We start from the raw sequence: 13,978 nt of genomic DNA, 5'->3' as shown, positions 1-13,978 counted from the left end.
AGTGGCTGTTCGTAGGATGGCGTAGAGCGCAGCGAAACCCATCGGGTGGCGTTGATGGGTTTCGCGGGGAGATTACGCAGCCGCTCAGCGATACCAGCGCGGCGTGTAGACCCAATCCTCGCCATTGCCCTTCGGCACGCGCCGGGTCAGCGACGAGCCGATGATTACCAGGGTGCGCATGTCCACCTGCTCCGGGGTCAGCTCGCCGAGGCTGGTGAGGGTGAGCTTTTCGGCCGGGCGACCGATGTCGCGACCCAGTACCACCACCGTTTCCGGCCGGCGATGTCGGGCGACGATCTCCAGCGCGCGGCCCAGTTGCCAGGGGCGGGCCCTGGAGATGGGGTTGTAGAAGGCCATGGCCAGGTCGGCGGCGGCGGCGTGGTCGAGGCGGTGCTCGATCACCTCCCAGGGCTTGAGGTTGTCCGATAGGGAGATCAGGCAGAAGTCATGGCCTAGGGGCGCACCGGCCTTGGCAGCGGTGGCCAGGGCGGCGGAAACGCCGGGGAACACCTGCAACTCGACCTGTAACCACTGCGGATCGCGGGATTCGTCCAGGGCCTCCAGCACGGCGGCGGCCATGGCGAAGACGCCCGGGTCACCGGAGGACACCACCACCACGCGGCGGCCGCTGGCTGCCAGCTCGAAGGCGTGGCGGGCCCGCTGCAGTTCTTCGCGGTTGTCGGTGCAGTGCGCCACCTGATCGGGTCGCAACGGGCCGGCCATGCGGATGTAAGTCTCGTAGCCCAACAGGTCTTCGGCCTCGTCCAGCGCCTGGCGAGCGGCCGGCACCATGAACTCGGCGGCGCCGGGGCCAAGGCCGACCACGGTCAGGCGCCCGCGCGGTTGGCCGATCAGGGCCGGGTCGAGCGGCTCATCAGCCCGATAGAGGCGAATGCCATCGCCTTGCTGGTGCAGGGGCGGCAGGGCGGTTTCTTCGGTAATAAAGCGCAGTGGCACGTCTAGCTCGGTGGCGGTCGCTGCCAATACGGGGTCAGTCATGCGCTCGCGCTCTGCCAACAGGCAGGCCAGGGACAGCGCCGCCAGACCGGCATCCGCCAGGGCCTGGCGCACGATATCGGCATTCGCCTCGCCATCGATTCGCGCGACCGCCACGCGAGGGTGGATCAGCAGTTCGTGGCGCTCGGCCGGACGTGCTTCGGCGGTGATGTGGATAACCCGTTGCGCCTCGTCCGCCAGGGGCAGGCGGACCTCATCGAGCCACGGCGCATCGCCCTGCACGCGCACGGCTTCGCCGCCCAGCAGGTCGGAGACGAAGCGCTTGCCCTGTTCGATGTCGGCCAGGGCGTAGCCCGCTGGTGGGTCCAGCAGGCAGGTGCCGAAACGCAACTCGCCACTGGTGGTGATGGCCGGCGCCACGTCCAGCATGGCGGCGATTTCCCGCGCCATGCGGTTGACCCCGCCCAGCCCGCCGAGCAGCGGCACCACCGCACTGCCGTCTTCGGCGACAGCCAGTACCGGCGGCTCGGCGCCCTTGCTCGCCAGCAGTGGCGCCAGGGTGCGGATGACGATGCCGGCGGCGCACAGGGCAATGATCGGCGTATCGCTGCTGTACAGCCCGCGCAGGGTGTCGCCGAACTCGGCATAGCCTTCGTCCGCGCCTTCGACGCGCCCATTCAGGCCAAGCACGCGCGCCTGTGGATAAAGCGCCTGGATGCGCCGAGCCGTTGGCAGGCCGCCGTTGCCGAGCAGGACGATGGCCGGGGCGTTGTGCTGCTCCATCAACCTCTCCACTTCTGACCGGGGATGACGATCATCGAGAAATAGGGCGACGCCATGGGGTCCACCTCATCCAGCGGCACGATGCGCTGGTTGGCCATGGTGGCGCGCTCTACGTAATGGGCGCGGCTGGCGATGCCGAGGTCCTGGAGGACGCGGCGCACCTTGTCGAAGTTGCGCCCGAGCTTCATCACTACGGCGGCTTCGGCATCGCGCAGGCGGACCTTCAATTCATCTTCCGGCAGTACGCCGGAGAGCACCGAGAGGCTCTGGTTGCGGTACACCAGGGGCAGGCCGAGCACCGCCGCGCTGCCCAGCATGGAACAGACGCCAGGCACCACTTCCACCTCGTAGCGCTCGGCCAGGCGGTCGTGCAGGTACATGTAGGAGCCGTAGAAGAAGGGGTCGCCCTCGCAGATCACCGCCACGTCGCGGCCGGCGTCCAGGTGCTGGGCTACCTGCTCGGCGGCGGTGTCGTAGAAGTCGCTGATCACCGTCTCGTAGGACAGCGGCGGCTCCAGTTTTTCGGTGGTCACCGGATAGACCAGCGGCATGCGCTGCTGGGTGTCGGTCAGGTGCTGCTCGATGATGCCGAAGGCGTTGCCGCCCTGGCCCTGGCTGGCCTTTGCCTTGGCCACGAAGTAGCCCACCACCGGCGCCGATTGCAGCAGGCGCAGCGCCTTGAGGGTGATCAGTTCCGGGTCGCCGGGGCCTACTCCGAGGCCGATCAGCCGTCCTTTGCCCCTCATCATTCCACCTCCGTGGCCAGGGCGTTGACCGCCGCTGCCGCCATGGCGCTGCCACCGCGACGGCCGCGCACGATCACATAGGGCACGCCACGGCTGTCGGCGGCGAGCATCTCCTTGGACTCCGCCGCGCCGACGAAGCCCACCGGGAAGCCGAGGATCAGCGCCGGTTTCGGTGCGCCCGCGTCGAGCATCTCCAGCAGGTAGAAGAGTGCGGTGGGGGCATTGCCGATCACCACCACGCTGCCTTCCAGGTGTTCGCGCCAGTGCTCAAGCGCCACTGCCGAGCGGGTGTTGCCCCGTTCGCGCGCCAGCTCCGGCACGCCGGGGTCATTGAGGGTGCAGATGACCGGGTTGTCCGCCGGCAGGCGGGCGCGGGTGATGCCCTCGGCCACCATGCGCGCATCGCAGAGGATCGGTGCGCCATTGGCAATGGCCGCGCGCCCGGCCGCTCCGGCACCCGGGGAGAAGCGCAGGTCTTCCACCACGTCGACCATGCCGCAGGCGTGGATTACCCGCACTGCGAGCTTTTCCAGGTCGGCGGGGATTCCGGCGAGGTTGGCTTCGGCGCGGATGATGGAAAAGGAGTTGCGATAGATCTCCTGACCATCGCGGATGTACTCGATCATGGGGTGGAACTCCAGGTGTCAGGAGGGGAGGCCAGGCGTTTGCCGGCCTCCTGAAGGCTGATGTCGCGCGCCAGCAGTTGGCCAAAGCCATCGCCGCCGCGCTGATAGAGGTCATAGCGGCCCGGGGCCTTGGCCAGCAGGGTGAAGGGCGCCACATGGGCGGCGGCGCAGGAGCGCGTGCAGCCGCTGAGGTGCACCAGTGCGCCAGGTGGCAGCAGCGGCGCCAGAAGCAGGGCGTCGGCCTTGGTATTGGCCAGGCCCTTGGCGCAGCCGGCCGAACCGGTGCAGGCGATCAGTCGCGCCAGGGGCTCGCTCGCTTCCGTGGCGAGGCCGAGGTGGCGCATGGCGTTCAGGACGAATTCGGCATCCCGGGCATTGGGCAGCAGCACCGATTGCCAGGGCGTCAGGCGCAGGTTGCCGTCGCCCTGTCCATCGGCGAGATCGGCGAGGGCGGCGAGCTGTGTTGAATCCAGGCGACCCAGCGCCGGCGCACCGCCGACATGGTGGCCGTCGCGTATCCCCAGGTGGGCGAAGGGTTGCGGGGCAGGGCGGTGCCAGTTACCGACCGGCAGCAACGGTACGTCCAGCCGCTGTTGCAGGCGCAACAACAGGTCGCCCTCCGGGTGTTCGGCAAGCAGGTGGCGCATGCGCGTCTGCTCGGGCCTGGCCAGTTCGAGGAACAGTTCCAGCAGGGCTTCCACCAGCGCTGGAACCTGATCGCGCGGCACGGCGGCCAGGGCGGGAGCGTCGTCGGCGGCTCGTGGTGGGCAGCCGGCCAGCCCGAAGGCGAATAGCGCGTGGTCACCTTTACCCATGGCCGACAGCCAGAGATCGTGGGGATGCTCCAGCATCGCCATGGATTCGCCGCCATCCAGCAACAGGGCGAACTTGGGCGAGAGGGCATGGAAGTGCGCCTTGTCCTGCAGCAGGGCGAGGATTTGCCTGGCTAGCGGCGAGCTATCCACAAGGGCTGTCGCGTCGAGCCCGGCCAGCGGGCTGACCATCAGATTGCGCACATCGTCGGCGCCAGGGGAACCAGCGCCCAGGCCGGCGGCCAGGAGGGCGTCGATCAGCGCCTGCTCGGCGCCGGGCTTCACACCACGAATCTGCAGATTGGAACGGTTGGTGGCCTCGATCACCCCCCCGGCGTAGGCACTCGCGGCCGTTGCGATGGCGCGGGCCTGAACCGAGCTCAGGCGCCCGCAGGGCAGCTTGATCCGGCAGATGCCGCCGTCCTTCGCCTGGACGATACGCAGCAGCCCCGGGCAGGCCGAGGGGCGGATGGATAGCGATGTGGGCCGGGCGTGCTTCACTCAGGTCACCATGGTTGGCGTCGCGGCGACCCGGGCCCCTGAGTCAGGGACAACGTTGCATCGATACACCCCGCTCGATGCGTACACACGCGACTGGTCCCACCGGCAGGTCTCCTGGCTGGCAGGTCATCATCCATTGCGGCCTTCCCGAACGGGGTTCAGTGGCCTGAAATGCATGGACTCGCTGCTTACAGTTGCGGGGGCAGCCACGGCTCGACCGTGTTCCCTCTTAGGCTGGGGCTCGTCAGGTGAGCGCCAGCGACCGATGAAGGGCGCTATTATGCCCGCTTTGCCCGGACCTATGAAAAGGCTGCCTGTCGGGAGCTGAACGGCCCATGCAGTTTCGTACTCGAGGACAATAGATGCAGCCCTGGCTGACCGTGGTGGGAATTGGCGAAGACGGCTACGCGGGCCTCGGCAAGGCCGCGCGCCACGCCCTGCTGGGCGCCGCCGAAGTAGTCGGTGGCCCGCGCCAGCTCGACCTCCTGCCGCGCTGCATCCGCGCGCGTCGTAGCCCCTGGCCCAGCCCCTTTTCCCTGGCTCCGGTGCTGGAAAAGCGCGGCACTCCGGTCTGCGTGCTGGCCAGCGGCGACCCCATGCTGTTCGGTGTCGGTGCCAGCCTGGCGCGGCAGGTGGCTGCGGAGGAGATGCGGGTGATCCCGGCGCCATCGTCCTATTCGCTGGCCGCCGCGCGGCTGGGCTGGCCGCTGCAGGACGTGACCTTGCTCTCGGTCGTCGCCCGTCCCCTGGCTGCGTTGAATGCTCACCTTCACGATGGCGCCCGCCTGCTGGTGCTGAGCAATGACGGCAGCAGCCCGGCGGCCATCGCCGCGTTGTTGGCCGAGCGTGGTTTCGGCCCGAGTCGGCTCAGCGTGCTGGAGCACCTGGGGGGCGAACGTGAACGACGCATCGACGGCATCGCCAGCGACTGGTCCCTCACCGAGGCTGCCGCGCTCAATCTGCTGGCGGTCGAAGTGCACCCCGACGAAGGCACTCGCTCGCTGCCGCTGACCACCGGCCTGCCCGACGACGCCTACCGCCACGACGGCCAGCTCACCAAGCGTGATGTCCGCGCCGTCACCCTGGCGCGGCTGGCGCCACGTCCTGGCGAGCTGCTCTGGGATGTAGGCGCCGGTTGTGGCTCCATCGGCATCGAGTGGATGCGCGCACACCCGGGTTGTCGTGCCATTGCCATCGAAGCCAACGAAGGCCGCCAGGCACATATCCGCCACAACCGCGATGCCCTTGGCGTGCCCGGTCTGCAACTGGTCGCCGGTCAGGCCCCGGTGGCGCTGGAGGGCTTGCCCGCGCCGGATGCCATTTTCATCGGCGGCGGCGTCACCGAGCCCGGTGTGCTGGACGCTTGCTGGAACCAGCTCAAGCCCGGCGGTCGCCTGGTCGCCAACGCCGTGACCCTGCAGAGCGAAGCCATGCTGGTAGCTTTTCGCGAGCTGCACGGCGGCGAACTCACCCGCATCGCCGTCGCCCAGGCACAGCCGCTGGGCGGCTTCGATACCTGGCGTTCGGCGTTGCCGATTACCTTGCTTGAAGTGACCAAGTGATCCCTAGGTAAAACCCTTGAGCGGACCCGCCATTCTCCATGCGTGACGAAACCCCCGAACAACCCGCTCCCCTGCGCAGTGGCTACACCACTGGCAGCTGCGCCACGGCCACCAGTCTGGCCGCGGCGCGCCTGCTCTTGGGCGGCGTGGCGGCGGATGCGGTGGAGATCGTCCTGCCCAAGGGCCAGCAGGTGCTGATGCGCCTGGAGTTCTGTCGCTTGATCGAGGGCGGCGCCGAGGCAGGCACCCTGAAGGACGCTGGCGACGACCCGGACGTGACCCATGGCGCGCTGATCTACGCCCAGGTGCGCCTGGCTACCGCGCCGGGTGTGCGTTTCCATGCCGGCCCCGGCGTAGGCACCGTCACCAAACCCGGCTTGACGCTGGCCGTGGGCGAGCCGGCGATCAATCCGGTACCCCGGCAGATGATGATTGAGCACCTCATTCGACTCGCTGGCGACCACGGGTTTGCCGGCGGCTTCGAGGTGACGATCTGCGTCGAGGGCGGCGAGGCGCTGGCGCTGAAAACCATGAACCCGCGCCTCGGCATTCTCGGCGGCCTTTCCATCCTGGGCACCACCGGAATCGTCCGACCGTTCTCCTGTTCGGCCTATATCGCATCGATCCATCAGGGCATCGATGTCGCTCGCGCCAACGGCTTCACCCACTTGGCGGCCTGCACCGGCAACGCCAGCGAAGACGCCATGCGCCGTCGCTACCACATGGACGACACCGCGCTGATCGAGATGGGCGACTTTGCCGGTGCCGTGCTCAAGCACCTGCGCAAGGCACCCGTGGAAAAACTCAGCCTGTGCGGCGGCTTCGGCAAGATCAGCAAACTCGCCGCCGGCCATATGGACCTGCATAGCCGCAACTCCAGCATCGACCTGCCGCTGTTGGCGCAGTGGGCTGCCGAACTGGGCGCAAGCGCCGAATTGCAGGCGGCCATGCGCGGTGCCAATACCAGCCAGCTGGCGCTGGTCATGGCCCATGACGCCGGCATTCCCCTGGGCAATATGGTCTGCGCCCACGCCCTGGCCTTCGCCCGCAAGACGGTGCCGGCCAGCGTGGCGCTGGAAGTCTTCGCCATCGATCGCCAGGGCAATATCGTCGGCGAGGCTGTGGAGCAACGATGAAACGCATCCTCCTGCTGGGCGGCGTCAGCGAAGCCCTGGCGCTGGCGCGCCGCCTCGGCCCCGAACATGTCTACAGCCTCAAGGGCCTTGGCAAGGTGCCGGATGACCTGGCCTGCCAGGTACGCGTGGGGGGCTATGGCGGCGCCGAGGGACTGGCGCATTTCATCGCGGAGGAGGGCATCGATCTGCTGGTCGATGCCACCCATCCCTACGCCGCACAGATGAGCCGGAACGCCGCGACGGCGGCCGAACAGGCGGGCATTTCCTGCTGGGCCTTGCGTCGCGCCGGTTGGCAGGCAAGCCCGGATGACGACTGGCAAGAGGTGGCCGATTGGGCCGAGCTGATCGAAGCCCTGAAGCGTTTCCGTCGCCCCTTCTTCACCCTCGGCCGCGAACCTTTGGAGCACCTGCACGAGATCCCGCCGCAGCAGCACTGGACCGTGCGCTGCCTGCAGGGGCAGCCGGCGGGTGAACGCTTTGAGGTGATCGGCGCCCGTGGCCCCTTCGATCTGGACGGCGAGCGTGAGTTGTTCGCGCGGCTGCACAGCGACGTGCTGATCAGCAAGAACAGCGGCAGCCAGTCCACCGAACCCAAGCTGCAAGTGGCCCGCGAGCTGGGGCTGCCGATACTGATCCTCAAGCGCCCGGAGCTGCCGCCCGTGGCCCGTGAATTCGATTCCGTCGAAGGCCTCTGGCAGGCCCTCGCCATCCATCTGGACACCCCATGACCGCAACACCTTACGCCCGCGTGCTGTTCGCCGGGCCGGACCTTGCCGAAGGCTCTTTCGCCGAACTCTTCCGTCGCCAGCTCATCGCCCTGCGTGGCGAGGAGGCGCTGGCCGATATCGTCGACACCTCAGCCGGTCATGACGGGCTCTGGCAGACGGTGCAGGCCAGTCCCCGCCCATTGCTGGTGATCGACCTCGACCCGCAATCGTCCGCCCAGCATCTGGACTGGCTGCGCAGCGAGCTGGCGGCTCTGGACGCTCCGGAGCACCTCTTCGTCGCCAGCCTCCTCGGCCAGTTCGACAGCGATCCGGCCGGTGCCGCTTGTGCACTGGCCGGGCGTGCCGAACTGCACCTGGAGTGCGCGAGTGTGCCGGCGATTCCCGCCAGCCACGCCTGGTCCTGCATTCCGCCCCATGCCCGCCGCCTGCTGCTGTGCAACGGCCCCCGCTGCACCCGCCGTGGTGCGTTGCCGTTGTGGAAGAAGCTGCGCGAAACCCTCAAGGCCACGGGCAAGCTGGAGTGTGAAGGCGGCGTGCACATCACCCGTACCCAGTGCCAGTTCCCCTGCGACCTCGGCCCCACCGCCAGCCTCTATCCCGACGGGGAGTGGTATCGGATGCGTGACGAGGAAGAGGTCCTGCGCTGGGTGCAGGAGCGGATCGTGGAAGAGCGCCAGGTGCCGGATTTGTTGATTAAGACGTAGGGCGCCGGGAAGCGCCCCGGCGAGCCCGGTAAGGGTCATGGAACGTTGCCGCCTGCAACCTCACATTGCTGAGTTCGGCGTGTTCAGCGATCACCTTCAGATGTTCTGAACGAATGACTCCATTGCGCCCCAGGAGGCTGGGAGCCGCCCGACTATCCAGTTTGCGCACCGGGATTATTGCGGGTTTCCCGCCGGCGCTGAGCTTGACTCCCCCACCCACGAATGTTCCTATCCGCGCCGCTTCAGGTGTCTCACGCCGCCGCGCGTGAGGTGAAACGGGAAGCCGGTGCGTTCCGAGAGGAACCAGTCCGGCGCTGCCCCCGCAACGGTAAGTGAGCGAAACCCTCAACAGGCCACTGTGCTGCACAGCATGGGAAGGCGAGGTTTTCATGACCCTCACAAGCCCGGAGACCGGCCTGAGGCATTCGTTTGGCAACCCGCGGTGGGCGGGCGTTGACGCTGACCGTGGGTGCCTGCGCGCCCGCGTCTGCTTTTGCGCGTTCCATCGGGATTGCCGTGCCTTGCACCCTGAATTGGAATTCCCATGGCGCGCTATCCCCAGTCTTCATCCCTGCTCGTCCTCGCCGGCCTGCTGGCGACATTCTCAGCCTTCGCTGAATCCCCGGCCCTGAGCCTGGCGGCCACCCAGGTCGATGGCCAGGTCCTGGAACCTGCCGAAACCGATCTGCATAAGCCCCAGTCAACCGCTTCGCGGCTCGGCCTCTCCGCGTTGGAAACCCCGGCCAGCACCACCTCCCTCAGCGGCGACACCCTGCGCGAGCGCAATGCCCGCAGCGCCCAGGACGCCGTGACCCGCACCCCCGGCCTCAGCTTCATCGGCACCCCCGGCGACGGCGGCACCGGCCTCTCGGCGCGGGGCTTCACCGGGCATGCCTCGGTGATGCAACTGTTCGACGGCATCCGCCTCTACACCGGCATGGGCACCACCACGTTCCCCACCGATCCCTGGCAACTGGAGGGCATCGAGGTGTTGCGCGGTCCGGCCTCCAGTCTCTATGGCGAAGGCGCTACCGGGGCGGTGATCAACTACCTGTCGAAGACGCCCTTCGAGGGCGAAATCCGCAATCAGGTGCGCCTGGGCTACGGCTCCTACGATCGCAGCCAGTTCGCCCTGGACAGCGGCGGCTCCCTCAGCGACAGCCTGAGCTACCGCGCCACCGTCAACCGCCAGGCGACCCAGGGCTGGGTGGACCGGGGCGATGCCCGGAGCCTGAGCTTGGGTGCCGCCCTGCGCTGGCAGGCCAGCGACGACCTGGCCTTTACCCTGGCCCATGACCAGGGCGACCTGGAGCCCGGCAGCTACTTCGGCACCCCGCTGATCAACGACCGCTACCGCGAGAGCCCGCGGGAGAAGAACTACAACCTGCGCAATGCCGAGCAGCACTACAACGACCAGTGGACCCGCCTGTCCACCGACTGGACCCTCTCCGACCAGGTCAGCGCCAGCAACCAGCTCTACTACCTGAAGTCGCGGCGCTACTGGCGCAATGCCGAGGCCTACACCTGGGACGACAGCCGCGAGGACATGCTGCGCAGCGACTACCTGCGCATCAAGCACCATCAGCAGCAGATCGGCGATCGCCAGACCTTCACCTTCGATCATTCGCTGTTGGGTCTGGCCAGCCGCACCCTGGTGGGCACGGAGGTCAACCGCATCCGCTTCGACCTGACCAACAACTCGCCCTACAACGATATCGGCGGCGACTACATCGACCCCTGGAACCCGGCGCCTGGCTATTACCAGAGCGCCTCCGAGTACCGCCCGCACTCGCGCAGCCAGACCCGCACCTTCGCCCTGTTCGCCGAGAATCAGCTGCAGCTCAGCGAGCGCTGGTCCCTGATCACCGGTGCGCGCCGCGACCAGGTGCACATCGACCGTGACGATCTGCGCGCCGGCACCCGCAGCGACCGCAGCCTTTCCGGCGGCAACTGGCGCGCGGGCCTGGTCTACGCACTGACGCCGAATGCCTCGCTCTACGGCCAGTACGGCACCAGCAAGGATGGGGTGAACAACCTCATCAGCCTCAACCCGACCCAACAGCAGATGGACCTCACCGAGGCCCGTCAGACCGAGCTCGGCTTCAAGCAGCAGTTCTGGGAAGGGCGCGGGCAGTGGACGGTGGCCGGCTACCACATCGTCAAAGAGAAGCTGCTGACCACCGACCCGGTGACCCGTGTCGCCGAGCCGATCGGCCAGCAATCCGCCGACGGCATCGAAGCCAGCCTGGAGCTGAGCCTGGCCCGAGGCTGGCAGGTGTCGGCCAACGCCTCGGTGGTACGCGCCGAATACGACGAGTTCTATCAGGGCGGCGTTTCCCGCGCCGGCAATCGCCCGGTGGACGTGCCGCGTCGCACCGCCAACCTTTGGGTGAACAAGGCGCTGCCCGGCAATGTTCGCGCGGGCGCCGGCCTGCGCTACGTGGATGACCGCTACGCCGACACCGCCAACCAGGTTGAGGTGCCCGGCTACACAGTGGCAGACGCCAACCTGAGCTGGCGCGCCACGCCCCAGCTGACCCTGGGCCTGGAGCTGAACAACCTGTTCGACCGCCAGTACGCGGTGAGCCAGACCAACAGCGGCCAGCAGTGGTTCCTCGGCGAGCCGCGCTCGTTCTTCGTCACCACGGACATCACGTTCTGATGGCGCGCCTTTCGCTGCACGACCTGGCCTGGGCTCCGAGCCCGGGCCAGTCCTTGCTGGAAGGCATCGAGCTGGTGGTGGGGGAGGGCGAATTCGTCGGGCTCATCGGCCCCAACGGCAGCGGCAAGACCAGCCTGCTGCGTTGCGCCTATCGCTTCCATCGCCCCCAGCAGGGCCGCGTCGAGCTGGAGGGCGCCAACCTCTGGCGGCAATCACCACGCTGGAGCGCCCAGCGCATCGCCGTGGTCCTGCAGGAGTTTCCCCAGGACTTCGGCCTCAGCGTGGCAGAGGTGGTCGCCATGGGACGCATGCCGCACAAGGGGTTGCTGGACGGTGACAGCGAAGAAGACCAGCGCCTGGTGGATGAGGCGCTGGCGCGTGTGGGGTTGGTGGAGCGTCGCATCCAGCCCTTCGAAAACCTGTCCGGCGGCGAGAAGCAGCGCGTGCTGTTGGCCCGCGCCCTGGTGCAGCAACCCCAGGTCCTGATCCTCGACGAGCCGACCAACCACCTGGACCCGCGCTACCAACTGGACCTGCTGCGCCAGCTCCGCAGCCTGGGGCTGGGTGTTCTCGCCAGCTTCCACGACCTCAACCTGGCCGCCGCCTTCTGCGACCGCCTCCATGTGCTCGACGGCGGCCGCCTGGTGGCCAGCGGCACACCGGCCGAGGTGCTGACTGAAGCCCTGCTGCTGCAGGTGTTCGGCACCGAGGCGCTGGTGGACCTCCATCCCGTTGCCGGTCACCCACGGATTACCTGGATCACCCGATGAAGCCATTTCTCATGTCCCTGGGCGCGAGTCTGCTGTTCGTCGCCACACTCACCCAGGCCGGGCACTACCCGGTCACCGTCACCAGTTGCCAGCGCGACGTGCGTTTCGAGCGTGCGCCGCAGCGCGCCGTCAGCCAGGACGTCAACCTGACCGGCATGCTGCTCGCCCTCGGCCTGCGCCCGAACATGGCGGGCTACAGCGGCATCAGCGGCTGGAAAACCCTGGACGATGAGTTTCGCGAGCAGCTCACCGGCCTGCCCGAGCTGGCACCTCGCTACTCCTCGGTGGAAAACCTGCTGAATGCCGGTGCCGACCTGTTCTTCGCCGGCTGGAACTACGGCATGCACGTGGGGGGCGAGGTCACGCCGGCCACGCTCGCGCCGCTGGGCATTCCGGTGTACGAGCTGACCGAGTCCTGTGCCCACGTGATGCCGCGTGACGCCGCGCGTCTCGAGGATCTCTACGCCGACCTGCTCAACCTGGGGCGCATCTTCGATGTGGAGCCGCGCGCCGACGCGCTGGTGAGCGACCTGCGTGGCCGGGTGGAACGGGTGCGCCAGAGCGTGCCGAAAGACGCGCGGGCGCCGGGCGTATTCCTCTATGACAGCGGTGAGGACCGACCCTTCACGGCGGGTCGCCTGGCCATGCCGCAGGCGCTGATCGAGGCGGCCGGTGGACGCAACCTGATGGACGATCTGGCTTCGAGCTGGTCGCGGGTGAACTGGGAAACGGTGGTGGAGCGCGACCCGGAGGTGATCCTGATCGTCGACTACGGCGTGGTCAGTGCCGAGCAGAAGCGCGAATTCCTCCTCAGCCACCCGGCACTGCAGCAGGTGCGTGCGATCCGCGAGAAGCGCTTCGTGGTGCTGCCCTACCTGCAGGTCACGCCCAGTGTGGATAACGTCACGGCCATCGAAACCCTGGCGGCGGCCCTGCATCCCGGGTTGTGGCCATGAACCCGGTACGCAGCGCCAGCGGCTATCGCCTGCTGGTGCTCGGTCTGCTGGCGGTGCTGCTGGTCTCCTGCGTCGCTTCCCTGGCCTTTGGTGCGGTGAGTCTGGCGCCGGAACAGGTGTTGGGCATCGTCTCGCAGCGCGTGTTCGGCCTGATGCCGGAGGCGTCGAGCTGGACGGCGGGGCAGGACAGCATCGTCTGGCTGATCCGTGCGCCGCGGGTAGTGCTCGGTGCGCTGGTGGGCGCCGGGTTGGCGCTGGCCGGTTGCGCGCTGCAGGCGGCTACCCGCAACCCGCTGGCCGACCCGCACCTGTTGGGTGTCAGCTCCGGCGCGGCGCTGGGCGCGGTGGTGATGGTGCTCGCCCTGGGCGAGGTGCTCGGTCGCTACAGCCTGCCTCTGGCGGCCTTCGTCGGTTCGCTGCTGAGCATGCTGCTGGTGCTGGCCATCGCCAGTCGCCAGGGGCGCCTGGCCAGCGATCGGCTGCTGCTGGCCGGGGTGGCGGTGTCGTTCCTGATGATGGCGCTGGCCAATCTGCTGCTGTTTCTCGGCGACCCTCACGCAGCGACCTCCGTGGTGTTCTGGATGCTTGGCGGGCTGGGGCTGGCGCGCTGGGAGCTGCTCTGGTTGCCGGGTATCTGCGTGGGCCTGTCGTTGCTGATCCTGCTCAGCCTGGGGCGTGGGCTCAACGCGTTGATGGCCGGCGAACAGAGCGCCGTGAGCCTGGGGCAGGACCCGCGTCGCCTGCGCCTGCTGGTGTTCCTCTGCACTTCCCTGCTGACCGGCGTGCTGGTCTCCCTGAGCGGCGCCATCGGCTTCGTCGGGCTGATGCTGCCGCACCTGGCCCGGCGCCTGGTGGGCGCCGAGCACCGGCGCCTGTTGCCGGTGTGCGCGCTGCTGGGGGCGGTGTTCCTGGTCTGGGTCGATGTCGCCGCGCGAACCTTGCTGGCGCCGCAGGACTTGCCGATCGGCATCGCCACGGCGGCGATTGGCGGACTGTTCTTTGCGGTACTGCTGCGACGGCGGGCGTGAGGTTTGT

12 protein-coding genes and 2 riboswitches are annotated in these 13,978 nt (G+C 68.1%); of the genes, 8 read left to right on the top strand and 4 right to left on the bottom strand.

The annotated features are described in order from the left end of the window. Positions 1-84: 84 nt before the first annotated feature. From cobJ to cobG, 4 genes are read right to left on the bottom strand one after another with little or no spacing between them, the layout of a single operon-like run. Positions 85-1,740: a precorrin-3B C(17)-methyltransferase gene (gene cobJ, locus G559_RS0116190; RefSeq protein ID WP_028629241.1), complete on the bottom strand. Its 1,656-nt coding sequence runs from the start codon at positions 1,738-1,740 to the stop codon at positions 85-87. Beyond that, positions 1,740-2,489 (bottom strand): precorrin-2 C(20)-methyltransferase, encoded by a 750-nt coding sequence (locus G559_RS0116185; RefSeq protein ID WP_028629240.1) that lies wholly within the window; start codon positions 2,487-2,489, stop codon positions 1,740-1,742. The genes cobJ and G559_RS0116185 overlap by 1 nt, the downstream gene beginning before the upstream one ends. Further along, positions 2,486-3,112 (bottom strand): precorrin-8X methylmutase, encoded by a 627-nt coding sequence (locus tag G559_RS0116180; protein WP_028629239.1) that lies wholly within the window; start codon positions 3,110-3,112, stop codon positions 2,486-2,488. Before G559_RS0116180 ends, G559_RS0116185 begins: the two co-directional genes overlap by 4 nt. Then, on the bottom strand, positions 3,109-4,425 hold the full coding sequence (gene cobG / locus G559_RS0116175; protein ID WP_028629238.1) for a precorrin-3B synthase: 1,317 nt from the start codon (positions 4,423-4,425) through the stop codon (positions 3,109-3,111). Before cobG ends, G559_RS0116180 begins: the two co-directional genes overlap by 4 nt. An 87-nt stretch (positions 4,426-4,512) precedes the next feature. Further along, positions 4,513-4,707, bottom strand: a riboswitch (cobalamin riboswitch). Positions 4,708-4,787: 80 nt separating this feature from the next. Here cobG and G559_RS0116170 point away from each other — a divergent pair. The 8 genes from G559_RS0116170 (at position 4,788) to G559_RS0116135 (ending at position 13,971) form a co-directional block, all read left to right on the top strand. Next, complete coding sequence (locus G559_RS0116170; protein WP_028629237.1) at positions 4,788-5,987, top strand: bifunctional cobalt-precorrin-7 (C(5))-methyltransferase/cobalt-precorrin-6B (C(15))-methyltransferase; 1,200 nt, start codon at positions 4,788-4,790, stop codon at positions 5,985-5,987. Between the two features lie 38 nt (positions 5,988-6,025). Continuing rightward, on the top strand, positions 6,026-7,123 hold the full coding sequence (locus tag G559_RS0116165; RefSeq protein ID WP_028629236.1) for a cobalt-precorrin-5B (C(1))-methyltransferase: 1,098 nt from the start codon (positions 6,026-6,028) through the stop codon (positions 7,121-7,123). After that, positions 7,120-7,851 carry a cobalt-precorrin-6A reductase gene (locus G559_RS0116160; protein WP_028629235.1) on the top strand — a complete coding sequence of 244 codons (732 nt, stop codon included), beginning with the start codon at positions 7,120-7,122 and terminating at the stop codon, positions 7,849-7,851. The genes G559_RS0116165 and G559_RS0116160 overlap by 4 nt, the downstream gene beginning before the upstream one ends. After that, positions 7,848-8,555: a (2Fe-2S) ferredoxin domain-containing protein gene (locus G559_RS0116155; protein WP_028629234.1), complete on the top strand. Its 708-nt coding sequence runs from the start codon at positions 7,848-7,850 to the stop codon at positions 8,553-8,555. Before G559_RS0116160 ends, G559_RS0116155 begins: the two co-directional genes overlap by 4 nt. Before the next feature lie 227 nt (positions 8,556-8,782). Continuing rightward, a riboswitch (cobalamin riboswitch) is annotated at positions 8,783-8,989 on the top strand. Positions 8,990-9,099: 110 nt separating this feature from the next. Next, positions 9,100-11,217, top strand: coding sequence for a TonB-dependent receptor (locus G559_RS0116150; RefSeq protein ID WP_028629233.1), 2,118 nt, complete (start codon positions 9,100-9,102; stop codon positions 11,215-11,217). Then, positions 11,217-11,987, top strand: coding sequence for an ABC transporter ATP-binding protein (locus G559_RS0116145; RefSeq protein WP_028629232.1), 771 nt, complete (start codon positions 11,217-11,219; stop codon positions 11,985-11,987). The genes G559_RS0116150 and G559_RS0116145 overlap by 1 nt, the downstream gene beginning before the upstream one ends. Further along, positions 11,984-12,943 carry an ABC transporter substrate-binding protein gene (locus G559_RS0116140; RefSeq protein ID WP_028629231.1) on the top strand — a complete coding sequence of 320 codons (960 nt, stop codon included), beginning with the start codon at positions 11,984-11,986 and terminating at the stop codon, positions 12,941-12,943. The genes G559_RS0116145 and G559_RS0116140 overlap by 4 nt, the downstream gene beginning before the upstream one ends. Further along, positions 12,940-13,971: a FecCD family ABC transporter permease gene (locus tag G559_RS0116135; RefSeq protein WP_028629230.1), complete on the top strand. Its 1,032-nt coding sequence runs from the start codon at positions 12,940-12,942 to the stop codon at positions 13,969-13,971. The genes G559_RS0116140 and G559_RS0116135 overlap by 4 nt, the downstream gene beginning before the upstream one ends. Positions 13,972-13,978: the final 7 nt, after the last annotated feature.

This window comes from Metapseudomonas resinovorans DSM 21078, assembly GCF_000423545.1.
In the GTDB taxonomy this organism is placed as follows: domain Bacteria; phylum Pseudomonadota; class Gammaproteobacteria; order Pseudomonadales; family Pseudomonadaceae; genus Metapseudomonas; species Metapseudomonas resinovorans.
Note: the sequence above shows the minus strand (reverse complement) of the source record. Positions and strands in the feature narration are given on the sequence as shown.

Excerpts from the sequence above, each read along its gene's own strand:
- cobJ (WP_028629241.1), bottom strand. The coding sequence starts at position 1,740 with ATGGAGCAGCACAACGCCCCGGCCATCGTCCTGCTCGGCAACGGCGGC.
- G559_RS0116185 (WP_028629240.1), bottom strand. The coding sequence starts at position 2,489 with ATGATGAGGGGCAAAGGACGGCTGATCGGCCTCGGAGTAGGCCCCGGC.
- G559_RS0116180 (WP_028629239.1), bottom strand. The coding sequence starts at position 3,112 with ATGATCGAGTACATCCGCGATGGTCAGGAGATCTATCGCAACTCCTTT.
- G559_RS0116170 (WP_028629237.1), top strand. The coding sequence starts at position 4,788 with ATGCAGCCCTGGCTGACCGTGGTGGGAATTGGCGAAGACGGCTACGCG.
- G559_RS0116165 (WP_028629236.1), top strand. The coding sequence starts at position 6,026 with ATGCGTGACGAAACCCCCGAACAACCCGCTCCCCTGCGCAGTGGCTAC.
- G559_RS0116160 (WP_028629235.1), top strand. The coding sequence starts at position 7,120 with ATGAAACGCATCCTCCTGCTGGGCGGCGTCAGCGAAGCCCTGGCGCTG.
- G559_RS0116155 (WP_028629234.1), top strand. The coding sequence starts at position 7,848 with ATGACCGCAACACCTTACGCCCGCGTGCTGTTCGCCGGGCCGGACCTT.
- G559_RS0116150 (WP_028629233.1), top strand. The coding sequence starts at position 9,100 with ATGGCGCGCTATCCCCAGTCTTCATCCCTGCTCGTCCTCGCCGGCCTG.
- G559_RS0116145 (WP_028629232.1), top strand. The coding sequence starts at position 11,217 with ATGGCGCGCCTTTCGCTGCACGACCTGGCCTGGGCTCCGAGCCCGGGC.
- G559_RS0116140 (WP_028629231.1), top strand. The coding sequence starts at position 11,984 with ATGAAGCCATTTCTCATGTCCCTGGGCGCGAGTCTGCTGTTCGTCGCC.
- G559_RS0116135 (WP_028629230.1), top strand. The coding sequence starts at position 12,940 with ATGAACCCGGTACGCAGCGCCAGCGGCTATCGCCTGCTGGTGCTCGGT.